Below are 23335 nucleotides of genomic sequence, written 5' to 3' on the forward strand. Positions count from 1 at the left end.
CACCGCCTGCCTAAGATTGAGGCTTTGATTTAAGACACGTGTTTAATGACGTCATTAGCGACGTCTCTTATGCGGGGTGTGCGATGCGTGGCGAAATTCTTGGAGCTGAGCGGCGGCGTTTCTGGCATGACGATGACAAGCTTGAGATTGTCATGTCGGTGGGGGTTGGTGGTGCGAGCGTGACGCAGGTGGCGCAGCGTCATGAAATCAGGCGACAACAAATTTACGCGTGGCGTCATGACCTGAAGAAGAAAGGCCTTTGGTCGCCTGATGCTGGTGCTCTCTTTTATCCGGTGGACGTTCCAGCCACGGCCGCAGTTCCGGCAGCGCAATTGCCTGTCCCTGAAGCCCTTGTATCAACTGCAGTTGAAGTGCGTCTGCGGGGTGGCCAGTCTTTGCACTTTAACAGCACGATGGACCCGGTCACATTGACGGCGCTGATCCGCGCGGTTGAAATCGCATGATCGGTCCTGGCACTGGTGTTCGCGTGTATCTAGCCTGCGGTGTGACGGATATGCGCAAAGGGATAGCTGGACTGGCGGCGCTTACCCAGGATGTGTTGCGCCAAAAACCGACCAGTGGCGCGGTGTTTGCCTTCCGGGGGCGACGCGGGGATCGGGTCAAGTTGCTGTATTGGGATGGGCAAGGTTTTTGTCTCTATTACAAGGTGCTTGAGCGTGGCCGTTTCCCTTGGCCAAACGCTGATGATGGGGTGGTGCGGATGACGTCTGCGCAGCTTGCTATGCTCTGGGAAGGGATCGACTGGCGACGTCCGGATTGGGGTGCTCCGCCTGCGCGTGTGGGGTGAATTTTGATCTTTATGTGCGTTATTCATATGGTGATTTGGTCTGATTTTTGGTAATCAGGCGCATGTCGAAACCTGCTGAGAACCTACCAGACGACCCTGCTGTTTTGAAGGCTATGATTGCCGCTTTGCAGGCAGAAAACGCCAAGATCACGGCGACGCTGCGTGTCCATGATCAATTGGTTCAGGCGCTTCGCTTGCGGATCGCCAAGTTGCAGAAACTGGCTTTCGGCAAATCCTCTGAAAAGATCGAACGCGAGATCGAACAGCTGGAACTGGCGCTCGAAGATCTACTGGTTGCTGTGGCAGAAGACGATGACGCGCCCGTCGACGATGGGCAGAATGAACCGTCGCCAGAGGAGTCCGCTGCGCCCGCTTTGCGCCGCCGCCCGCGTGTGTCTGATGCAACCCTGCGCGAGCGTCGCGAACTTGATCCTGGCACCTGCTGCCCCGACTGTGGCGGCGATCTGCGTGTGGTTGGCGATGACGTCAGCGAATTGCTCGATATGATCGCGGCGCAGATGAAAGTCGTCCAGATAGCCCGCATCAAGAAATCCTGCCGTCGCTGCGAAAAGATGGTGCAAGAGCCCGCACCGAGCCGCCCGATCTCAGGCAGCATGGCGGGACCAAACCTGCTGGCCCACATTTTGGTCTCCAAATTTGATGATCACCTTCCCCTTTATCGCCAGCACGAGATCTTTGCCCGCATGGGCGCGGACATCCCTGAAAGCACACTTGTCGGTTGGTGCGGCCGCGCCATGAAGACCCTCCTGCCTCTGATCGAGAGGATCGAGGCCGACATCATGGGCAGCGATCTGCTGCATGCAGATGACACGCCGATCCGGGTTCTGGATCGCTCCCTACGCGATAAGGGCCTTGGCAAAGGGGTCAGAAAAGGCCGGATCTGGGTCTATGTGCGCGACCAACGGCCATGGGTGTGAGCGATACCACCCGGGGCCGTCTATCGGTTCGCACCTAACTGGAAGGAAGAGCATGTCCTGAGCCACCTGGCCAATACCCGCGGTATTTTGCAAGCGGACGGCTACAAAGGCTATGCCAAGCTTTACGTGCCTGAACCGGGTGGCATGCCGCGTTTGCGCGAAGCCGCCTGTTGGGCACACCTGCGGCGCGACTTCCATGACTTTTGGACCTCGACCAAGTCCGAGATCGCCCGCGAGGCACTCGACCGGATCGGCAAGTTCTATGACATCGAGCGCGACATAAACGGCCAGCCTGCGGATGCACGCCATGCCGCGCGTCAAAAGCTGAGCCAGCCAAAGGTTATGGCCTTCTTTGCTTGGTCAGAACAACAACTCCTGCGCATTCCGGGCAAGAGCGATCTGGCCAAAGCCTTCCGTTATGGGCTGAGCCGCAAAGATGCCTTCAACTTGTTCCTGACTGACGGGCGTGTCGCGATCGACAACAACCCAGCCGAGCGCGCCCTGCGCCCGATTGGAATTGGACGGAAAAATTGGCTCTTCGCGGGGGCTGATACCGGCGCGGAAACTCTCGCCCGCGCCATGACCGTCATCGAAACCGCCAAGCTGAACGGCCTCGATCCGCAGGCTTACCTCGCGGACATCCTCGACCGTATCCATGATCACAAGATCAACCGGCTCGATGAATTGCTCCCGTGGAATTGGAAACCGATGGCAGCCGTCACCGGCAGTCAAGCCGCATAACCTGCGGTATCAAAGAAGCGGTTACGCGGCGTCGAAGGTATCTGGCGCATCAAAAACCGCACCATCGCGATTGCCCGAGGCCAGCGCAAGAAACACTGGCATGTCCTTTTTTATCTGAACGCCCCCGAGTTCAATACCTTCGCGCGCCACGCGCGGCACCAGTTGCGCGGGCGTTTGCAAACGCAGTCCCTCACGCACCGCAAGCTCCATCGACAACGTACCGCTTTGCAAATCATCCCAAATGCCCGCCTGCTCGAAAACCAACATCAAGCTCGCGACGCCAGCTTCGATGTTTTCCACACCGTCCGCGAACACCAATAGGCAATTATCCACGATTTGTGCGTCGGTAATCCCCTCGCTTTGGGCTTGAAATGCGCGCATTTGCGCGAGCAAACTGCCCTCGGGCGGCCCCGCCTCCAATGCCTCTGCCAGCACCGCGCGAAACGCCGCCAGCGCAGCATTAACCTGTGCAAAGACCTCAGGATCGCGCAGCGGCGCGAACAGATGAAAGAAGGCCTGCGTAAAATCTTTCATCTGCTCTGGCGCGCTTGCAACGCCGCAAAAGCGGCACATGGCGATCACGGAAAACGGCTGCGAAGCGGCACTGATCAAATCGTCGCCCGCGTTCAATTGCGCAATCTGCGCGCGTGCCAGAACATCAAGAGAATCTTGCATTTCTTTGAAAGCATTGAAAAAAGAGCGCGACACCATCTGGCGCATCGGCTTGTGTTCCGGCGCATCCAGAAACGGCGGGATATGCGAGGCAAGATCGGCCGCAACATATTTCTGCGTATTGCGCGGAGCCAATGTGGAAAAGCGCGAGGGCGCATTGCCAAGCGCAGAATTGGTCAACGCCGCGCGAATGTCCGCATGGCGCGTCAACAGATACCCGCCCCCCTGCAACTCAGCGACAGGGGCGTTTTCACGCAGCCACGCATAGCTTGGATAGGGGTCGGCGATGAAGGCGGGCGCGCTTAGATCAAACGGCAGATCGACGCTAAATTCCGCCGCCTCGCGCCGCGCCTTTAACCATCCCAGCATCTGATCGTCCCCTCTATTTCACATGTTACCGCACACTTGCACCGCCATTCTAGCAGCCCTAGTCTCCGCGCAAAGAGGAAAGACCAAGTGCACGCCAAGACCTTGCTTAAAACCGCCATGTTTCTGATCTTGGGAAGCCTTGGTGGCTGGATCATGTCTCATTTTCCGCTTCCCTTGCCTTATATGCTCGGTGCAATGGCCACTAGCGCGCTCGCCGTCGCCTTCCTGCCGCGCAGTTTCATGGCGGGTTACGCTGTGCCGGAATATGTGCGCATGCCCTTCATCGCCTGCATCGGTTTGCTGATCGGGGCGCAGGTGCATCTGGAGCTGCTCACCGATTGGCGCCCCATCGCGGCGCTATTGTGCGTGGTCACGGTTTTTGCACCGCTCGCGCATTTCATCAACTACCGGATGATGCGCCGCTACGGCGGTTACGATGTGCCGACCGCCTTCTTTTCCGCCGCGCCGGGCGGTTTGATCGAAGCGATGTCGCTGGGCGAGCGCGCGGGCGCACAGATCGGCTTGCTCACGGTGCAGCAATTCCTGCGCATCATTCTTGTGGTCACGCTGATCCCTTTCGCGATATCGCTTTGGGTCGGGCATCCCGTGGGCAGCGCGGCAGGCATGGCGAGCCTGTCACAAGGCGAAATCAGCCCGCTGTGGAAAATTATCGCGATCGGGGTGCTCGGCTACGCGCTTGGCCGGGCCTTGCGCATTCCGGCAGGTCAAATGACAGGGCCTTTGATCCTCGCAGGGTTGTTGACAGCGACGGGTTGGGCAGAGCTGACCTTGCCCGCCTGGCTGGTCATCCTTGCGCAAATTGTGATCGGCGCGACGCTGGGCTTGCGGTTCAACGGGCTGAGCGCGGCGGTGCTACGGCGCGGCGTCACGCTTGCCATCGTGTCCTCGATCATCATGCTCGCACTTGGCGCGGCGCTTGCGCTGCTGATCATCAGCCTTGCGGATGTTTCGGGAAGCGCAGCCTGGCTCAGCCTCGCCCCTGGGGGCGTCACCGAAATGGCCCTCGTTGCGCTCAGCCTTGCCGCCGATCCGGCGCTAGTGACGATCGCCCATGTTTACCGCATCGCGCTGACGGTCTTCATCATGAGCGCAGGTTACGCGCGCATCACCCGCCCGCCTTCTCCTCAAGCATGATCCATTCTTCTTCGGCATCGCTCAGCGCGGTGTGACGTTCCACAAGCGCGTCGCTGGCCTTGGCGAATTTCACTGGCTCATCGGTGAACAGGTTGGGATCACTCATAAATTCTTCGAGCTTGGCAATTTCCGCTCCGAGGCGTTCGATCACGGCCGGCAATTCCTCAAGGCGATGTTTCTCGCTGAAAGTAAGCTTGCCAGAAGTGTCACTCGTAGACTTTGCAAAGCCGCCTTTGGCAGATTTTCCCGCGCCTTTTTCCGAAGGCGCTACTGCAATTTCAGCGCGCTGCGCTTGGTAATCGCTCCAGCCGCCCGCATAGACCACCGCTTGCCCGTTGCCCTCCATCGCCACAGTCGTGCTCGCTACGCGATCGAGAAAATCACGGTCGTGGCTCACCAGCAGCACAGTGCCAGGGTATTCGCCCAGCAGGTCTTGCAGCAGATCAAGCGTTTCCACGTCAAGATCATTCGTCGGCTCATCCAGCACCAAAAGATTGCTCTCGCGTGCCATGATCTTAGCCAGCAACAATCGCGCCTTTTCCCCACCCGAGAGCGAACGCACAGGCGCGCGGGCCTGCGCATCATCAAAGAGGAACTCTTTGAGATAGCCGACAACATGCTTCGGCATACCACGCACCATGATCTGGTCCGCCTTGCCCGACACACGCATTTCGGGATCGCCCGTAAGGCTGTCCCAAAGGCTCATATCCGGATCAAGCCGAGAGCGCGCCTGATCAAAGATCGCGGCCTCCAGCTTGCTACCCAATTTTACTGTGCCGCTATCCACAGGTTCCTCACCCATGAGCATCTTGATCAATGTCGTCTTGCCCACGCCGTTCGGCCCAACAAACGCGATGCGGTCCCCGCGCTGCACAGTTAGCGTGAAATTCTGAACAATTGCTTTACCGTCAAACTCTTTATTCAGATTGACCGCCTCGATCACCTTCTTACCCGAGGTCTGCCCGCCATCAAGAGCCATAGCCGCCGTGCCCTGGCGGCGAATTTGCGAAGCGCGCTCAGCGCGCAAGTCCTGCAGCGCGCGTACACGGCCCTGATTGCGCGTGCGGCGTGCGGAAATACCCTCGACCGCCCAACGCGCCTCGGACTTGATTTTGCGATCAAGTTTATGGCGCTGCATGTCCTCTTCTTCCCAAATCGTATCGCGCCAGACTTCGAAATGTTCAAAGCCTCTTTCCTGACGGCGCACCTTGCCGCGATCAATCCACAGGGTTGCACGGGTCAAAGCGTTCAAAAACGCGCGGTCGTGCGAAATCAGAACAAACGCCGTGCGTGTGCTCTTGAGCTCGTTCTCGAGCCAGCCAATCGCTTCAATATCAAGGTGGTTCGTCGGCTCGTCGAGCAGCATCAAACCCGGCGCTTCGGCCATCAGCTTAGCAAGCGCCGCGCGGCGACGTTCCCCGCCAGAAGCAGTCGCAACAGGGCGCGCCGGATCAAACTTGAGACCCGCGCCCGCGCGCTCGACCTTATAGGCCTCGGAGGGATCAAGCGCGCTCAAGGCAAAATCGCCAAGCGTCGCAAAACCCTTCATCTCCGGCTCCTGCTCCATATAGCCAACGTTTATACCCGGGCCTGCGACAACCGTTCCGGTGTCGGCCTCGACCAGTCCCGCCATGACCTTCATCAAGGTGGATTTGCCCGACCCGTTACGCCCCACCAGAGCGACGCGATCCCCGGGCTGAACAACCAGATCAAGGCTGTTGAATACGGGATCTCCCCCAAAAGTGAGGGAAATGTCGGAGAGCTGGAGTATCGGTGCGCGTGCCATATCTGCCAGCTACGCAAGGCCCGAGCAAAGGTCAACGCCCCTCTTCATCTTCCTAAGAAAACTTCCCGCGGAGCGTCCCGAATTAACCGGCAAGCGCACGCAATAGCCGTTTACGCGCAGCAGGGATCGCGCGAATTTCCACGCCTGTAAACACATGCAGCGTGTTCATCTTTTCATCCACCACTGCATGATCGCTGACCCAGCCGCCCATCATCAAATACGTCCGCAAAAGCGGCGGCATGGCGCGCATCGCACGTTTGATATCGGGTGTTTGGCGCAGTTTTGCAGCGTAGCGAAACACATTGGGTGCCTTGACGCGCACGCACCAGCGCGATGGCGCAAGGTGACGCTCTTTGAGCATGGCGAAACTGTCAAGATAAGACGCAGTGTCCGTGCCTGCGAAGGAAGAGCAGCCAAACAAGAGCTCGACGCCATGCGCATCCACATAGGCCGTCATCGCGCCCCAGGCCATGCGCAGCACATCCGCGTCACCTGCAAAATCACGGTGCGTGCAAAAACGGCCCATTTCCACCATCGGCCCGTCGAAGGCTTCAAGCGCCGAAAGCTCGTAGAACTGCGCCGAATAGCTTTGCGCCAGATCACTTCCTATCAGGCAGAGCATGCGAAAACAGCACAATACGCGCCCCGTCTTTACCTCTTCTACCAGAATATGCGTACAAATCGCATCCAGTGCATCGCCGTCATCGCAGCCGAACGCGCGCGCGCGCAGTGCAAGTGCCGCGGCGATATCAGCCGGCGCGCAGCTTTGGCGCGCGCGGTAGCGCCCCTTTTGCAAAAGTGTGCTCACGGACGCTCGCGGCTGCGCCAACCACCGCGCCGGCGCGGACGCTCACCGACAACAAGGCCCTCGCGCAGAACCTGCGACATCGGGTGGTCCGCAGGGCTGTGACGCTCCAGCAGAACCGTGATCGCCGCCGCGGTGTCACCCTGCACGTTCAGCGCCCAATCCAGAAAGATCGAACGGCATTCGGCAGGGGTGATACCCTCGATTTTATAAGCCTCCGCCACCAGTCCTTTGGGGTCAAGTGCATCGCCTTTGGGTGAGCGCATTACGCTTCCTTCTCGTTATGTGGCAGCGCCAAATTCAGCGCTTGAGCGGCATCGGCGGCAATCTGCGCAGCTCCCGCGCGCAAGTCTGCGAGCGAACTAAAACCGGTTTCACGCAGCAAGAAGGCCAGCCCGCCCTGCCCCAGCACCCCGGGCATTTGCGCATCCTCTATCACAGTCTCGCTCAGCAGTTTGGTCGCCAGTTGCATATGCCAGAAAAGCCTGTGCGCGCGCAAAAGCGCTGCGCTGCCAGCGGCGTCCATCCAGCCCAAAGCGACGCAAGCGGCCAATCCCGCCTCGATCTCGCGCGCTGCGCTACCAGAGCCGAGCAAGCCCGCCTGTCCAAGCAGCTCGATATCCTGCAAACGCCCCGCGCCGAGTTTTCCGTCCCAGAACTTAGCCTGTTTCGCCGCAGATATGCGTGCGCGCATCTTGGCGACTTCGTCCAGCACCATCGCAGGATTGCGCCTGCGCTGCACCACGGACAGGCGCAGCGCCTCCACATCCGCGCCAAGCGCTTTGCTGCCCGCAACCACCCGCGCGCGGGTCAGCGCCAGATGTTCCCACAGCCAGGCCTGATTTTCCTGATAGTCCTGAAAGCTCTGCAAGGAGGTCGCCACGGGGCCTTGCGTGCCCGACGGTCGCAGGCGCATGTCCACCTCATAGAGGCGGCCCTCGGCCATGGGCGCGGTCATCGCCGTCACCATAGCTTGCGTGAGGCGCGCATAATATTGGCGCACAGGCAAAGGACGTTTGCCGTCCGACATCTCGGCCCCGTCTGCATCGTAGATCATGATCAGATCAAGGTCCGAGGTCGCATTAAGCCGTCCCGCCCCAAGCGAGCCCATGCCAACAATCACCGCACCGCGCCCCGGCATCTCGCCGTGTTTGGCTGCAAATTGCGCGGCCACATGCGGCCAGAGCGCACGCAGGCACGCCTCGGCGAGTTCCGCATAGCGCGCCGCGATCTGCGCCCCATCGGCCAAACCGCGCAAATGATGCACGCCAACGCCAAAGTGCCACTCCTTCGCCCAGCGGCGCGTCGCATCCAGCTTGCGCTCATAATCGCTCTCGGCCGCAAGGATCGCGCGCAGGTCCGCGCTCAACTTGTCAGTGCCGGGCCAATCATCAAAGAAACGTCCCGCGATCACCGCATCGAAAACGCCCGCATTGCGCGACAAATGACGCGCCAGTGCAGGCGCCGTGCCAACGATATCGATCAGCAAATCAATCAGTTGCGGATTGGCCTCGAAGAGCGAAAACAATTGCACGCCCGCAGGCAACCCCGCCAGAAAACCATCGAAGGCCAGCAACGCCTCGCCGGGTTTGGCCGTAGCGGACAAGCGCGTCAGCACATCGGGTTTCAGGCGGTTGAAAATTTCCACTGCCCGCTCGGAGCGCAGGGCAGGATAGGTTTGCCAACGCGTCAGCACGCGTTCGTCAAAGCTATGCTCGGCCGGGCGCGGCGCAGCTTCGGGCGCAAAGAAGCCCTCGGTCAATTCATGCACCGCTTCGAGGCGCGCCATCACATCGGCGCGCATTTCAGCTTCTTCGCGGCCCATGAACGCGGCAAGGCGCGTAAAGCCCGCATCGGATTTGGGCAGGCTATGGGTCTGTGCATCGTTCAGCATCTGCAAGCGGTGTTCCACCTCGCGGTGCGCGCGGTAATGATCGCTCAAATCTGCCGCAGCCGCGTCCGCAATCCAGCCCTTCGCACAAAGGACAGCAAGGCCCTCGATGGTGCCGCGCACGCGCAAATCTGGGTCGCGCCCGCCTGCGATGATCTGGCGGGTCTGCGTAAAGAACTCGATCTCGCGAATGCCGCCGCGCCCCAGCTTCATGTTGTGCTCGTAGAGCTTGATCGCGCCGCCAAGGCCCTTGTGTTCGCGGTAGCGCAAACGCATGTCATGGGCGTCCTGAATGGCTGCAAAATCCAAATGCTTGCGCCACACGAACGGCGTCAGCGTCTTGAGAAAACCCGCCCCCGCGTCCAGATCGCCGGCGCAGGGGCGCGCCTTGATATAGGCCGCACGCTCCCAAGTGCGCCCGAGGCTCTCGTAATAGCGCTCCGCCGCTTCCATCGCCATGCACACGGGTGTCACGCCAGGATCGGGTCGCAGGCGCAGATCGGTGCGAAACACATATCCCTCACCCGTCAGATCATTCAACATAGCCGCCATGCGCCGCGTCGCGCGCACAAAAGATGCGCGCGCATCATGGAAATCATCGGGGGCAAAGCGGGTCTCATCAAAGAGGCAAATCAGATCAATGTCTGAAGAATAATTCAGTTCATGCGCACCCATTTTTCCCATAGCCAGCACGCTCATTCCGGCGGCATCGTGAATATTGTCCGTGCTCATCCCCGGCAATTTGCCACGTGCGATTTCTGCACCAACAGTGGCGCGCAGGGCCGTGGTAACGGCTAGATCGGCAAAATCGCTCAAGACCCCCGTGACCTGCTCAAGCGGCCAGACGCCGCCCAGATCCGCCAGCCCCGTGATCAGTGCGATGCGCCGTTTCGCTTGGCGCAAGCCCGAGGGCAGCGCCTTGGCGGTAATTTCTGGCAGCTCCGCGAACAGCGTAGCAACCGCAGATTCAGGTCCATCAAGCGCCTGTTCGAGCCACCTGGCCTCCTGCGCAATGAGCCGTTTCAAATAGGGGCTGCACCCGGCGGCCCCGATCACAACCTCGCGCGTGCTTGCACGCAGATCGCAGATCAAATCAGCCGCCTCCGCCCCGAGGCTCGGCTCAAAGGCGCTCGAGGCGCGGGTGATGCGAGAGTCGAAATTCATGCAGGCAAGTGTTCACTACAAAAGCGCCGCGTCAATGGGGCTTGCGCAGGAACAAGACAGGAGAACTTGGGATTGCGCAGACACCGCGCGCGGGATTAACTTTAGCGACACAGGAGACGAAAAAGCATGAGCAAATCCCTCAAACGCGTGCGCGCCGCTTTATTGGCGAGCGGCCTGCCCGATACGATCCGAGAGACGGGTCAGGCGACAACGGCCCAAATGGCCGCGTCCAAGATCGGCTGCGAGGTGGATCAAATCGTCAAATCGATCATCTTTCTCGGCGCGCATTCGGGCAAATGCCTGCTGTTCCTCACCGCGGGCGGCAATCAGGTGGATGCGGGCAAGGCCTCTGCGCTCGCGGGCGAGCCGCTAGGCAAGGCCGATGCTTTGCTCATCCGCACACAGACCGGCTTTGCCATCGGCGGCGTGTCCCCCATCGGACACCTTACGCCCACGCGTGCCTTTTTCGATTCCAAGTTGATGGATTTTGCCCAAATCTGGGCTGCCGCCGGCACCCCGCGCCATGTTTTCAGCGCAGCACCAGCCGAAATGTTGAATATCTCAAACTCACAAGCTTCTGATTTTAAATCGTAAATAATCCTAATGTAAAAAACATTCACATTTATCCTTGCAAGGGCGAAAGAATTCACCATCTTATTAATGTGAAAGACGTTCACATCAACGCACATTTGATCAGGAGAGTTACATGACCACCCTCGCCCAAGCCCCCGCATATACCACAGCGCCCCAAAGCTGGTTCGCGCGCGCCGAGGCCTGGCTCGATGCCAAGGGCAAAGGCGCTTGGATCGCAGCTATGGTTCTCGGATTTATCTTCATCTGGCCTGTCGGCCTCGCCCTGCTTTTCTACATGATCTGGAGCAACAAGTTCTCGCGCACATGCCGCGGCCGCACTTCCATGACACAAGGGTTTTCAGCTATGCGCCCGTCTGGCAACTCGGCATTCGATGCTTATAAGGAAGACACGCTGCGCCGCCTTGAGGACGAACAAGGCAGATTCGAAGAATTCCTTCAGCGCCTGCGCGATGCCAAGGACAAGGCAGAGTTCGATGAATTCATGGACGAGCGCGCCAAACCTGCCGCCCGCGCCAAGGATGAAACCGAAGACGCATAATCGCACCGCACAATCAATCGCGGGCCGCCCCCTTTGAGGGATGTGGCCCGCAAATCCGTTTCACTCACAAGCACCCCAGGGCCATGACACAAAGTAATTATAATCACCCCGATCCATTTCGCGCGCCGCAATTTTATGCCTCCGTGCCCACCAAACGCCTGATCGCATGGATCATCGACACTGCCATCACTTTGCTTTTGACGGTGCTGGTGATCCCTTTCACAGCCTTCGCCGGGCTGTTTTTCTTTCCGCTACTCGCTTTGGTGATCGGCTTTGGCTACCGCTGCGTCACTATCAGCGCCTCCTCTGCCACATGGGGCATGCGCATAATGGCGATCGAGCTGCGCGATGCACGCGGCGAACGCTTTGATTTTCCGCAAGCGGTTATGCACACTTTGGGCTACTCGCTGTCCATGGCATTCGTGCTGGTGCAGATCGCTTCGATCATCATGATGCTCGGCACTGCGCGCGCTCAAAGCCTGACGGATCTCGCACTTGGCTCGGTGATGATCAACCGGCGCTAAGGCACTACGCAATTTCAGTTTAATTTCCCGCTTAGGGGGGCTTTGAATTGCGCAGCTTTGGGGCTAGCCTGCGTCCAAAGGAAAGAGCCCCCATGCGCCACACACTTCCCGTTGCACCGCAGTTCTACGTGACCGCGCCGCAGCCCTGCCCTTATCTCGAGGGCAGGATGGAGCGTAAATTATTCACGGCGCTGCAAGGGGACGGCTCGGATGCGCTAAACAACAGCCTGTCTAAACAGGGCTTCCGGCGCTCGCAAAACGTGCTCTATCGCCCGTCCTGCGCCGATTGTGCCGCCTGCCTGTCCGCGCGTATCGATGTGGCGGCCTTCACCCTTAGCAAAAGCCAGAAACGCATCTTGCGCCGCAATGCCCATCTCGAGCGGCGCGCGACCTCGCCTTGGGCCACCGAAGAGCAATACGCACTGTTTCGCACCTATCTCGAAGCGCGCCACGCCGCAGGGGGCATGGTGGATATGGACGTGTTCGAATTCGCCGCGATGATCGAAGAAACCCCGATCCGCAGCCGCGTGATCGAATATGCCGATGAAACCACCTCCGAGCTGGCCGCCGTCTGCCTCACCGATGTGCTCGATGACGGGCTAAGCATGGTCTATTCCTTCTATACCCCTGATGCACCGCGCCAATCGCTCGGATCGCACATCATTCTCGATCATGTCGAAATCGCCCGCGGCGCAGGACTGCCCTATGTCTATCTGGGCTATTGGGTGCCGGGCAGTCCAAAGATGGGCTATAAGGCGGGGTTTTCCGGCCTTGAGGTTTTCTCGTCCGGTACATGGCAAAAGCTGCGCGATCCCAAAGAGTTCGAGACCACTTTGCACCCGCTCTCCACAGCGCCGATCGCCGAGCAGGTCGCAAATATCTCGCTCCCCGGTGGCTACCGCGCTGTTCCGGATTAAACGCGCGCGCCTCCACTCTTCATCTTGCTTTTTAAACTCTCGCGCCTCGCGCGAAACGAAATTCCTCAAAGAGGAATTTCAAACCCTGCAAATAAGCAAAACGAGGCCCAAGGGCCTCGTTTTTCATTTTAACAACATCTCGTTCAGATCAATTCGGGATCAAATCCGGAATGATCGTCACGATCGACGGGAACACCCAAAGCAGACCCAATCCGCACACCTGAATAAGCACGAAGGGTATCACGCCGCGGTAGATATGGCGCGTCGTGACTTCCTTGGGCGCAACCCCGCGCAGATAGAATAGCGCAAAGCCAAAGGGCGGCGTCAGGAAGGAGGTCTGCAAATTCACCGCGATCATGATCGTCACCCATTTGGGATCGAACGTGCCGCCGTAAATCACCGGTCCGACGATCGGGATCACGATGTAAATGATCTCGAGGAAATCAAGAACGAAGCCAAGAATGAACAGCACCAGCATCACGATCAGGAAGACCGTCAGCTCATTGTCGAAACTACGCAGGAACTGCTGGATATAATGCTCTCCGCCAAAGGAAATCACCACGAGGTTCAGGATTTGCGAGCCAATGAGAATGGTGAAGACCATGCTCGTCACTTTCGCCGTTTCGCGCACTACCGGCGGCAAGATACCCGCGCGGTAAAGGACGTAGCACGAATAAAGCAAACCGAACGCCGCATAGAGCCATGCAGTATAGGCAAATCCGAAAGCAACCCAGCTCTCGAAGCTGATATCGCCCTGATTGACCCGCAAATCGAAATTTACGCCGATCAGGATCATCAAGATTACCGCGAAGGTCGAGAACAGGATGACCTTGCCCGACTTGTCCTCATCACGCAGACGGCGATAGGCCGCCAGCATGAGCGCGCCACCCGCACCAAGCGCCGCAGCCGGCGTCGGGTTGGTAATACCGCCAAGGATAGAGCCAAGCACCGCCACGATCAGAACCAGCGGAGGAAAGACCACACGGATCAATTCGTTCTTGGCCAGCATAATCGCCGCATGGGTACATCCGTAAAGCGTGATCGCCCAAGGAATCAGCATCAAGATCACCGTGACGCCCGAACTTGTCGAGGGTCGGATCAGCAGCATATCGACCAGAAGACCCAGCACAACACCAATGAGGCCGATATAGATCGGCGCGTGATTGGCCGTCGGGCGCACGCCTTTCGCAGTCGTCAGGATCAGCGTGAAGATCACCGCAAGAATGGCAATGCCCGTACCGATCGGCGCGGCCGCAGCTTCTTTGGCAGCAATCGCAGCGATCATTTCTTCATCGCTCAGCTTGACGCTGGCGACGACACCGCCCTGTGCTTCGATTTCTGCCGATTGCGCTACAGCAACATCCCAAGCCTCTTGACCGTGAAGATCGATCATCGCCGCTTGGCAATCCGGCCCGACATTCGTGCGAAGGCTCGCACTTTCACCAATGTCGGTGAAACTGTCCACCTGAATGCTCTGCGAGCCGACCATATTGAGATTGCCAAGGAGCATGACACCCGCAATCACCGCAACAGGAACGCCAAGAAACCATGTAAAGCTCTCGCTGCGCGTGATCACCTGATCGCTGGTCGAACCCAGCTCTACCGCCGGTGCTTTGTCTGGATTAACCAGCGCGTAGCCAAAGGCATACAGCGCGTAAAGCAAAGCAAGCAAAATACCCGGCAACAGAGCCGCTTGGAACAGCGTGCCGACGGAAACAACCGCAGGCTCGCCCAGATAGGTCAGCGCATCCGTACAACCCACAAGCTGCGCACGCGCCTCTTGAGCGGACGAATACAAATCCCCCGCAAGCGTGCCGAGCAGAACAATCACGATCGAGGGCGGAATGATTTGTCCCAACGTGCCGGAGGCCGCGATGACCCCTGTCGCGATCTCGGGCGAGTAATTGTTGCGCAGCATCGTGGGGAGCGAAAGCAAACCCATGGTGACGACTGTTGCGCCAACGATGCCCGTCGAGGCCGCGAGAAACGCACCGACGACGACAACGGAAACAGCCAAACCGCCGGGCAGCGGGCCAAAGACGCGCGCCATCGTGGTCAGCAGATCATTCGCAATCTTGGAGCGCTCGAGCGTGATGCCCATCAGAACGAACATCAAAACCGCAAGCAATGTTTCAATCGATTGTCCCGCAAGGACCCGCTCGTTCATGCGGTTGACGATGAAAGATACGTTGCGATCCAGCGCATGCTCCCAGCCGCGTGGGAACACAGGCTCAAGAATACGCGGCAGTTCGGGGTATCGGAAAACCGAAATCGCTTCGGGTTTTATCCCCGAATTGACCAGATCGGCATATACAGCCGAACTGGTGTCAATCGCTTGGTGAATAAGCAATCCCGCGCCGTCCAGCGCTGCGATGATACCAAAGGAAATAACCCCTGCGCCGCCAATGGCAAAGGCCACCGGAAAGCCCGAAAGGATACCCCCGAACAGGCACAGAAATACAATGATCAGGCCAACTTCAACGCCATCAAGTCCAAAAAGCATCAGTGTGCCCCCTCATATGCTTCTTCCCCATCGCCAAGCGAATCCTTGTCGAGGTACTTGCCCTCGCTCTCGGGGCCTTCCTTCCACTCCAGATATGAGCGGTAGAAAAATGCGATCGCCTGCAAGAATACCATCGCCGTGAAGGTCACCAGCAAGACTTTGAACAGGAAATAGGCGGTAAAGCCGTTGGGCGAGAAACCGATGGTTTCTACGTTCCATTTCAGCAAACGCGCTTTGCGCTCCAAAAGCTCGAGACTGTCGGAGGCAGAGACCTTGGGCGTGACCAGATGGCGCCACATGAAGTACCAGCCATACATCCAGATCAACACGGCGGCGGGCATCATGAAAATCATGGACCCGACCATGTCGATCACCCTTTTCGTACGGAACCGCACCGCAGAATACACGAGGTCCACGCGCACATGGCCGCCTTGCACAAAGGTGTAGGTCGCGCAAAGGCAAACGACCAAAGCGTTGTAAAGTTTGAGTTCTTCCGCGAACCACGAGATGTCAAACTGTAGCGGAATACCGAAACCGATGGAAATGTCGGGGCGCGTAAAAATGCGCTGCATGAAGACGATCAAGATTTGCTGGAGCACCATGAGCAGACCAGCCCACGCGAAGAAGCGTCCAACGGTGTTGGCGAACCCCTCTAGGATGCGAACAGTTCCCCACATCACCGAATTGCGCCAAAGGCCGATGGCCGTCAAAACCAGAAACGCCGTAAACACGACGAAAAAGAATTCGACCGAGCCGCCATAGTAGATAAATTTCATCTTGGCAGAAGGATCGGACCAATCAAGCCAGGACGCCGGATGCGTCACAGCATAGCCGAAATTGTAAAATGCCATGCCAATGTTCTGAATAACCCAGAGCAAACCCGTGCCTATCGCGACAAGTGCTCCGCCAGATGCTTCATCCGCCATCTGTGTCCCCCATTTTGATCCCAGTCTTGATCTCAGTTTCGAACCCTGTGTGCGGCTGCATTTTTGCTGCGCCTCGCTCTACAAGGGTCCGTTATTGGCAAGGCCCCTGCAAACTGCAGAGGCCCGTCCGTTTTTATCTGCCGCGAGGGGCTTAGTTACCCAGAACGCGGTTACGCTGTTGGACGTAGTAGCCGTCCGACTTGTCGATCCAGGCTGAAGACGCGGCAATGGAATCTTCGAAGCTCTTGCGCGTTTTCGCGAAGATTTCGTCGCCCATGTTCTCGTCCATGACTTCTCTGGAAGCCGCGCCGAACGCATCCCAGACGTCGTCGGAGAATTGCAGAACCTTCACGCCTTGCGATTGCAGACGGGCAAGCGCCGCGCCATTGTTCGCCAGCGTCTCGGATAGCTGCAAATGCGTCGCCGCCATTGCCGCATTGGCGATAATCGCCTGATGCGCAGGAGCCAAATCGTTGTACACGTCGAGGTTCATCGCCGCCGTCAAGCCGGAGCCCGGCTCGTGGAAACCAGCCGCGTAGTAGACTTTCGCAACTTCCTGGAAGCCAGCGCGCTCGTCGGCCATCGGGCCAACCCACTCGAGACCGTCCAAAGCACCAGAAGACAGCGCTTGGTAGAGTTCGCCGCCTGGAATGTTCTGGATCGATGCGCCCAACTTGCCGAGAACCTGACCGCCAAGGCCGGGCATACGGAATTTCAGACCGTTGAAGTCTGCTGCCGATTTGATCTCGTTACGGAACCAACCGCCGGACTGCGAACCGGAATTACCAGCAAGGAAAGGCTTGAGGTTGAAAATCTCGCCCAGCTCGGAGTGCAGCTCGTGGCCGCCGCCGTGGTGATACCAGTTGGTCAGTTCCTGTGCAGTCGCACCGAACGGAACCGCCGTGTAATAGGCGTAGGACGGGTGCTGGCCGATGAAATAGTAATCCGCCGAGTGATAGAGGTCTGCCTGACCGGAGGACACTGCGTCAAAGACTTCGAATGCGCCAACGAGCTCGCCAGGGGCTTTCTTGTCGATGGTCAGCTGACCGTCGGACATCGCGCCTACCATTTCCTGGAAATACGTTGCCGCATCATCCAGAACCGCGAAGCCGCGGGGCCAGGACTGTACCATTGTCAGAACGCGCTTGCCTTGTGCATAGACTGGTGCCGCAAGCGTTGCCGCTGCCGCTGCCGAACCGCCAAGTGCGGATGTTTTTAGAAAAGAACGACGATCCATTTAGAATCCTCCCAATTGTGGTGATGCGCAAAAGGGCAAGATAGATCAGCCCTCCCAGCGCGGATCGTTTCAAGTAGGCGAACCCTACGCAGGCGCGGCGCGCAGCGGAATACCAAGTTTTTGGTAGAGGCGCATAAATTCGCGCTTTTAGGCGCATTATTTGACAGATTCGCTGTGCCCTCATGCGCAGATGACCCGATTTCGCCGCTAAACCCGCAGGTGCAGTCGCGCAATTGCTTTGATTCGCCCTCGATTCGCCGCTAGCTGTGCACCATGATCGCACTGTCGCCCCCGTCTCTGAGCTACAAGCAAAAGCTGTTTCTGCTTGGAACCTTGCCCCTGATCTTCGCAGTGGCGGCGATTTCCCTTCTGGTGGCCTATCAATCGCGCCAATTGGCCGAACGCGAGATTGCCACGCTCGAGCAAACCCTGATCGAGGCCAAGAAGGATGAATTGCGCAATTACGTCACGCAGGCGCGCAACGGCTTCTACTTTATTTATGGCTCTGCACCGCCAGACGATGAAGTCGCCAAGCAGCAGGTGAAGCAAATCCTTTCGGCGATGATCTACGGCGACGAGGGAAGCTTTTTCGTCTATCAGTATGACGGCACCAATCTGGTCAGCCCGCGCGACACGCGCCTGATCAACCGCAATTGGTCCGGGCTAAGCGACAGTGAAGGCACCCCCATAGTGGACGAGCTGATCGCCATCGCACGCTCGGGCGCGGGCTATCATTCGTATCTTTGGCCCAAGCCCTCCAGCGGAGAAGAGGCGCGGATGATCACCTTTGTGACCAGTTTTCCAAGCTGGCAATGGGCGGTCGGCACGGGCGTGTTTATTGATGACGTCATTGCCACTGTCGCCTCCAGCCGCGCGCAGGTCGAAGCGCGCACGCGTGCCACCTTCATCTATATCGGGGCGATCACGCTGGCGGCGCTTTTGGTGGTTTTCGGCTCGGGCCTGATGCTTAACGTGCGCGAGCGGCGTTTGGCCGATACCAAACTGAAAGCGCTGACGCAGCGCGTGTTCGACGCCCAAGAGGAAGAACGCGGGCGCGTCGCGCGCGAGCTTCACGACGGTATCAGCCAGATCCTCGTGGGTATCCGCTATGCGCTGGACGTCACGCGCCGACAGCTTGGCAGCGAAAATCGCAAGCCCCCCGCGATGCTGGACAAAGGCATCGAAAGCCTGTCAGGCGCCATTCAGGAAGTGCGCCGCATCAGCCGTGATTTGCGCCCCGGCGTTCTGGATGATCTCGGGCTTGGTCCTGCGCTCAAAGCACTGAGCGAGGATTTCACCCAGCGCACAGGGATCGCGACCGAATTCGATACGGTGGTGTTTCGCAACCGCCTTGATGGGGATGCCAAGATCGCGCTCTACCGCGTCGCGCAGGAAGCACTAACCAATATCGAGCGGCACGCAGATGCCAGTGAAGTGCGCGTGCATATACGCGGTGATCGGCGCGGCGCGGTGCTCACGATTTGCGACAACGGACGCGGCCTACCTGCGAAAGCGGCGCGCAGCGCGCCAAACGCCGGAATCGGCCTGCGCAACATGCAAGAACGCATGGAGCAACTGGACGGTGCATTGTCCGTCACCTCAACGAAAAGCGGCACCACTATTGAAGCGCGCGTGCCGCTCAGCCATATGCTGGCGCCAGAAGCCGGCGCATCCCTGTCCGGCGTCGATCTGGAGGATGCAAGCCCATGATCCGCAACAGCGCAATTCGTGTGGCCATCGTCGATGATCACCCCATGGTAACCGAAGGCATTCAGGCCATTCTGGAGAGCTATGACGACATCAACGTGGTCGCAACCTGCGCCTCGGGTGCAGACATACTTGCGCGCGCAGAGGCGCTGGCGCCTGATGTGATCCTGCTTGATCTGAACATGCCCGGCATGAACGGGCTCAGCGCAATGGAGCTACTGCTGGAGCAACGCCCGCAGACACGCATTCTAGTTCTGAGCATGCACGACAGCCCTGAATATATCACCACCGCGCTCAGCTACGGCGCGATGGGCTATGTGCTCAAGGACGTGCCCACGGATGAAATCAAGACTGCGATCGACACGGTGATGCGCGGACAACGCTACCTGTGCATCGGTGCCAAAGGTTCGCTCGTGCCTGACGAGGGCTGCGAAGCGCGCGAATCCCTGACCGGTCGCGAGCAGACGGTGCTGCTGCAACTGGCCAAGGGACGCTCCAACAAGGAAGTGGCCGCGGCCTTGGATATTTCCGTGCGCACGGTGGAAACCCACCGCAAGAACATCAAGCGCAAGCTGGGCATTTCCTCGACCGCAGGGCTGACACGCTACGCGATGGAGCACGGCGTGCTGCAAGGCACCGGCGCATTTCTATGAGCGGACCTGTGAGCGGGCGCGTCATCTTGCTGAACAAGCCCTTCGGCGTGCTCTCGCAGTTTACCGACAAAGGCACGAGCGGCAGCGCGCGCGCCACGCTCTCGCAGTTTGTCGATGTGCCGGGCGTCTACCCTGCGGGCCGCCTCGATCGCGACAGCGAAGGCTTGCTGGTTCTGACCGATGATGGGCGTTTACAAGCGCAGATTGCCGATCCTAAGTTCAAAAAACCCAAGACCTATCTGGTGCAGGTGGAACGCATTCCCGATGACGCCGCCCTGTCGGTGCTGCGCACCGGCGTCGATCTTAAAGATGGCAAAGCCCGCCCCGCCAAAGTGCGCCGCATCGAAGCGCCAAGCCTATGGGAGCGCGATCCGCCAGTCCGCTTTCGCAAATCCGTGCCCGACTGCTGGTTGGAGTTGACCATCACCGAGGGGCGCAACCGCCAAGTGCGCCGCATGACGGCAGCCATCGGCCATCCCACCCTGCGCCTCGTGCGCTGGTCCGTTGGAGAGTGGAGTCTCGATGGGATCGAAAGCGGGACATGGCGGGACGCTTGAGAGGAGATATATTTCTGTGAAATATACCGCACTGCATTCTACTGATCAAAGCTCGATCCGTACATCGTGCATCCAGAGCTTCGCAGGGCGCGAGAGCATGAAAATCACAACATCCGCCAGATCGCCGGGCTCTGTGAAAATATCATTCGGGACGTCTTCTCCCGCTTTGGCGAACATGCCGGTGTTCGTCCCGCTCTGATACAGCCCCGCCTGCGCGAGCACGCCAGATTTGGAAACTACGTTGACAATGGCAGCTTCTCCCTGCGCGCGCAGGCTCGGCAATAGCTTTTGCGTCAACTGCATCGCAGCGGTAAGATTGGTCTGCACTGTGCAGTGCAGCATTTCATCGCTGATGCTGTCAAGCGGACCGGCCTTGTGCCAGATGCCTGCATTGTTAATCAAGATATCCACGCCGCCCAGATCGGCGATGATCAGGGCCGCGGCGCTGGCGATGCCGGCACTGTCCATGAAATCCACGCAGTAGCTGCGCGCGCTGGTCGCGCCAAGGCCCGACGCCTCCTCTGCCGCGGTGCCAAGGCGCGCTTTGTCGCGACCCAAAATGGCCAAATGGCAGCCCTGCTCCGCCAGCTTGAGGCAAATGTGTCGCCCGATGCCATCACTACCGCCAGTGACGACGATCCGCTTGCCTTCAAGTTTCACAAGAGTCCCCAAGCCGCGTTGCCGCTTGGTAACATGCCCCGCTCAGGCGTGATAGCAGTGTATTTTCCGACTTATGTCGCAGCCCACGCCGCTTTGCGCAATAAATGGAAAGAAAAACCTGCCCCAACGGACATTTTTTCTGCATTGCCCCTGTTGACCCTCTGTTTCAAGCCACATAATGTCCCCGCACGCTAAGAGGAGCTCTCAACAATGATCGACCTAGTCGTCATCGTGAATTTCAGGCGCATGGGCCGCTAGCGGCACCCGTGAGGGAAACCATGCGCCCCCGCCACTTGGACGGGGGCTTTTTTTATGCGACCAAAATGACAACGCCTTTTAGATAGATGGAGACAGGCGCATGGCACAGAAAATGACCGGTGCGAAAATGGTGGTTCAAGCTCTGGCGGATCAGGGCGTCGACACAGTCTTCGGTTACCCCGGTGGCGCTGTTCTCCCCATTTACGATGAGATTTTCCAGCAAAACGGGATTCGTCACGTTCTGGCACGCCATGAGCAAGGCGCGGTGCATGCCGCCGAGGGCTATGCGCGCTCGTCGGGCAAGCCCGGCGTGTGTCTTGTGACCTCAGGCCCCGGCGCGACCAACGCGGTGACGGGCCTCACAGACGCTTTGATGGATTCGATCCCGATCGTGGTTCTGACCGGTCAGGTGCCCACCTTCATGATCGGCTCCGACGCCTTTCAGGAAGCCGATACCGTTGGCATCACCCGCCCTTGCACCAAACATAACTGGCTGGTGAAAGAGACATCCAAGCTCTCTGGTACTATCCACGAGGCCTTTCACGTCGCGACCACAGGTCGCCCCGGTCCGGTTCTGGTAGATATCCCCAAGGACGTGCAATTCGCGACCGATTACTACACCCCGCCGGCCAAGGCCAATCTGGGCCACTATCAACCTCAAGTGAAGGGAGATCTGGAAACGATCACCGAACTGGTGGAGGCGATCGAGAAGGCAGAGCGCCCGATATTTTACACCGGCGGCGGCGTGATCAACTCCGGCCCTGCCGCGACCCAGCTTTTGCGCGAATTGGTCGAGGCAACAGGCTTTCCCATCACCTCCACGTTGATGGGCCTCGGCTGTTATCCTGCATCGGGCGACAAATGGCTCGGGATGCTGGGCATGCACGGGCTTTACGAGGCAAACATGTCGATGCACGGATGTGATCTCATGATCAATATCGGTGCGCGCTTTGACGATCGCATCACGGGCGTGCTCGACGCGTTCAGCCCCGGCAGCCGCAAGGCACATATCGATATCGATCCATCCTCGATCAACAAGGTGATCCGCGTGGATATGCCCATCGTCGGCGACGTGGGTCATGTCCTAGAAGACCTGCTGAAAGTCTGGAAAGCGCGCGGGCGCAAGACCAACTCAGGCGCGGTCCAGAAATGGTGGGGTCAGATCAATGAATGGCGCGCCGTTGATTGTCTGAAGTTCGAGCAAAAGGGCAAGGTGATCAAACCGCAATACGCCCTGTCACGGCTTGAAGCGCTGACCAAGAAGCATGACCGCTACATTTGTACCGAAGTGGGTCAGCACCAGATGTGGGCGGCGCAATATCTGAACTTCGAGGACCCGAACCGCTGGATGACCTCGGGCGGGCTTGGCACGATGGGCTATGGCTTCCCCGCCTCGATTGGTGTGCAAATGGCACATCCCGATGCGCTTGTGATCAACGTAGCCGGCGAAGCCAGCTGGCTGATGAACATGCAGGAAATGGGCACGGCAATGCAGTACCGCCTGCCTGTCAAACAGTTTATCCTGAACAATGAACGCCTTGGCATGGTGCGCCAGTGGCAGGAATTGCTGCACGGCGAGCGCTACTCCGAGAGCTGGTCTGAATCCCTGCCCGACTTCGTAAAGCTGGCGGAAGCCTTTGGTGCCAAGGGCATACTGTGCTCTGATCCTGACACGCTCGATGACGCGATCATGGAAATGATCACTCATGACGGACCGGTGATTTTCGACTGCTTGGTGACCAAGCACGAAAATTGCTTCCCGATGATCCCGTCGGGCAAGGCGCATAACCAGATGCTCATGGGCGAAGCCGACACGCAAGGCGCAATCGATGCCAAAGGCTCTGTGCTGGTTTAAAGCTAATTTGCTAGGCAAGCGGGGGCTGTCTGCCCCCGCTCCCGCACAGGTTTAACGCAGGGGGCTGTCTGCCCCCC

20 protein-coding genes and 1 pseudogene are annotated in these 23335 nt (G+C 58.7%); 12 read left to right on the forward strand and 9 right to left on the reverse strand.

Annotated features, from left to right (window positions below; translation table 11 throughout):
* Positions 1 to 83 precede the first annotated feature (83 nt).
* The 3 genes and pseudogenes from tnpA (at position 84) to tnpC (ending at position 2487) form a co-directional block, all read left to right on the forward strand.
* The gene (tnpA, locus tag B9P63_RS12180; protein WP_095533042.1) at positions 84 to 464 is read left to right on the forward strand and encodes an IS66-like element accessory protein TnpA; all 381 of its coding nucleotides are present in this window, start codon (positions 84 to 86) and stop codon (positions 462 to 464) included.
* Positions 461 to 808 (forward strand): IS66 family insertion sequence element accessory protein TnpB, encoded by a 348-nt coding sequence (gene tnpB, locus B9P63_RS12185; protein ID WP_085309108.1) that lies wholly within the window; start codon positions 461 to 463, stop codon positions 806 to 808. Before tnpA ends, tnpB begins: the two co-directional genes overlap by 4 nt.
* A gap of 62 nt (positions 809 to 870) precedes the next feature.
* Positions 871 to 2487: pseudogene (gene tnpC / locus B9P63_RS12190) on the forward strand (IS66 family transposase).
* A 21-nt stretch (positions 2488 to 2508) separates the two neighbouring features.
* On the opposite strand, the gene B9P63_RS12195 reads toward tnpC, so the two are convergent.
* A complete protein-coding gene (locus tag B9P63_RS12195; protein ID WP_085309110.1) occupies positions 2509 to 3528 on the reverse strand; it encodes a cytochrome P450 in 1020 nt (339 codons plus the stop codon).
* An 87-nt stretch (positions 3529 to 3615) separates the two neighbouring features.
* Here B9P63_RS12195 and B9P63_RS12200 point away from each other — a divergent pair, with 87 nt between their 5' ends.
* On the forward strand, positions 3616 to 4683 hold the full coding sequence (locus B9P63_RS12200) for an AbrB family transcriptional regulator (RefSeq protein WP_245830655.1): 1068 nt from the start codon (positions 3616 to 3618) through the stop codon (positions 4681 to 4683).
* Here the strand turns inward: B9P63_RS12200 and B9P63_RS12205 are convergent.
* The 4 genes from B9P63_RS12205 to B9P63_RS12220 form a co-directional block, all read right to left on the reverse strand.
* Positions 4655 to 6469 (reverse strand): ABC-F family ATP-binding cassette domain-containing protein, encoded by a 1815-nt coding sequence (locus B9P63_RS12205; RefSeq protein ID WP_085309114.1) that lies wholly within the window; start codon positions 6467 to 6469, stop codon positions 4655 to 4657. The two genes, B9P63_RS12200 and B9P63_RS12205, sit on opposite strands and share 29 nt — an antisense overlap.
* Before the next feature lie 82 nt (positions 6470 to 6551).
* Positions 6552 to 7277 carry a GNAT family N-acetyltransferase gene (locus B9P63_RS12210; protein WP_085309116.1) on the reverse strand — a complete coding sequence of 242 codons (726 nt, stop codon included), beginning with the start codon at positions 7275 to 7277 and terminating at the stop codon, positions 6552 to 6554.
* Entirely contained in the window at positions 7274 to 7540 is a 267-nt protein-coding gene (locus B9P63_RS12215; RefSeq protein WP_085309118.1) for a hypothetical protein, read from the reverse strand. The genes B9P63_RS12210 and B9P63_RS12215 overlap by 4 nt, the downstream gene beginning before the upstream one ends.
* Positions 7540 to 10329 carry a bifunctional [glutamate--ammonia ligase]-adenylyl-L-tyrosine phosphorylase/[glutamate--ammonia-ligase] adenylyltransferase gene (locus B9P63_RS12220; RefSeq protein ID WP_085309120.1) on the reverse strand — a complete coding sequence of 930 codons (2790 nt, stop codon included), beginning with the start codon at positions 10327 to 10329 and terminating at the stop codon, positions 7540 to 7542. The genes B9P63_RS12215 and B9P63_RS12220 overlap by 1 nt, the downstream gene beginning before the upstream one ends.
* Positions 10330 to 10455: 126 nt before the next feature.
* On the opposite strand from B9P63_RS12220, the gene B9P63_RS12225 reads away from it, so the two are divergent.
* From B9P63_RS12225 to B9P63_RS12240, 4 genes are all read left to right on the forward strand, one after another.
* Positions 10456 to 10923 (forward strand): YbaK/EbsC family protein, encoded by a 468-nt coding sequence (locus tag B9P63_RS12225; protein WP_085309122.1) that lies wholly within the window; start codon positions 10456 to 10458, stop codon positions 10921 to 10923.
* Between the two features lie 112 nt (positions 10924 to 11035).
* Positions 11036 to 11461 carry a DUF2852 domain-containing protein gene (locus tag B9P63_RS12230; protein ID WP_085309125.1) on the forward strand — a complete coding sequence of 142 codons (426 nt, stop codon included), beginning with the start codon at positions 11036 to 11038 and terminating at the stop codon, positions 11459 to 11461.
* Positions 11462 to 11544: 83 nt separating this feature from the next.
* Positions 11545 to 11985: an RDD family protein gene (locus tag B9P63_RS12235; RefSeq protein ID WP_085309127.1), complete on the forward strand. Its 441-nt coding sequence runs from the start codon at positions 11545 to 11547 to the stop codon at positions 11983 to 11985.
* A 92-nt stretch (positions 11986 to 12077) separates the two neighbouring features.
* Entirely contained in the window at positions 12078 to 12902 is an 825-nt protein-coding gene (locus B9P63_RS12240) for an arginyltransferase (RefSeq protein ID WP_085309129.1), read from the forward strand.
* Positions 12903 to 13050: 148 nt separating this feature from the next.
* Here the strand turns inward: B9P63_RS12240 and B9P63_RS12245 are convergent, their stop codons facing one another.
* From B9P63_RS12245 to B9P63_RS12255, 3 genes are all read right to left on the reverse strand, one after another.
* Positions 13051 to 15405, reverse strand: a complete 2355-nt coding sequence (locus B9P63_RS12245) for a TRAP transporter large permease (RefSeq protein WP_085309130.1) — start codon at positions 15403 to 15405, stop codon at positions 13051 to 13053.
* A complete protein-coding gene (locus tag B9P63_RS12250) occupies positions 15405 to 16331 on the reverse strand; it encodes a TRAP transporter small permease subunit (RefSeq protein WP_085309132.1) in 927 nt (308 codons plus the stop codon). The genes B9P63_RS12245 and B9P63_RS12250 overlap by 1 nt, the downstream gene beginning before the upstream one ends.
* A 151-nt stretch (positions 16332 to 16482) precedes the next feature.
* A complete protein-coding gene (locus B9P63_RS12255) occupies positions 16483 to 17568 on the reverse strand; it encodes a TRAP transporter substrate-binding protein (RefSeq protein ID WP_085309134.1) in 1086 nt (361 codons plus the stop codon).
* A gap of 273 nt (positions 17569 to 17841) precedes the next feature.
* Between B9P63_RS12255 and B9P63_RS12260 the strand changes: the two genes are divergently transcribed.
* Genes B9P63_RS12260 through B9P63_RS12270 form a run of 3 tightly spaced genes read left to right on the forward strand, consistent with a single transcriptional unit; the run spans position 17842 to position 20485 of the window.
* Positions 17842 to 19278: a cache domain-containing protein gene (locus tag B9P63_RS12260; RefSeq protein WP_085309136.1), complete on the forward strand. Its 1437-nt coding sequence runs from the start codon at positions 17842 to 17844 to the stop codon at positions 19276 to 19278.
* Complete coding sequence (locus B9P63_RS12265) at positions 19275 to 19928, forward strand: response regulator transcription factor (RefSeq protein ID WP_085309138.1); 654 nt, start codon at positions 19275 to 19277, stop codon at positions 19926 to 19928. Before B9P63_RS12260 ends, B9P63_RS12265 begins: the two co-directional genes overlap by 4 nt.
* Entirely contained in the window at positions 19925 to 20485 is a 561-nt protein-coding gene (locus B9P63_RS12270) for a pseudouridine synthase (protein ID WP_085309139.1), read from the forward strand. Before B9P63_RS12265 ends, B9P63_RS12270 begins: the two co-directional genes overlap by 4 nt.
* Positions 20486 to 20530: 45 nt before the next feature.
* Here the strand turns inward: B9P63_RS12270 and B9P63_RS12275 are convergent, their stop codons facing one another.
* Entirely contained in the window at positions 20531 to 21145 is a 615-nt protein-coding gene (locus B9P63_RS12275; RefSeq protein WP_085309141.1) for an SDR family NAD(P)-dependent oxidoreductase, read from the reverse strand.
* 358 nt (positions 21146 to 21503) lie between these two features.
* On the opposite strand from B9P63_RS12275, the gene B9P63_RS12280 reads away from it, so the two are divergent.
* Entirely contained in the window at positions 21504 to 23258 is a 1755-nt protein-coding gene (locus B9P63_RS12280) for an acetolactate synthase 3 large subunit (protein ID WP_085309143.1), read from the forward strand.
* The last annotated feature ends 77 nt before the right edge of the window (positions 23259 to 23335 follow it).

This window comes from Planktotalea arctica, assembly GCF_002105285.1.
Lineage (GTDB): Bacteria > Pseudomonadota > Alphaproteobacteria > Rhodobacterales > Rhodobacteraceae > Planktotalea > Planktotalea arctica.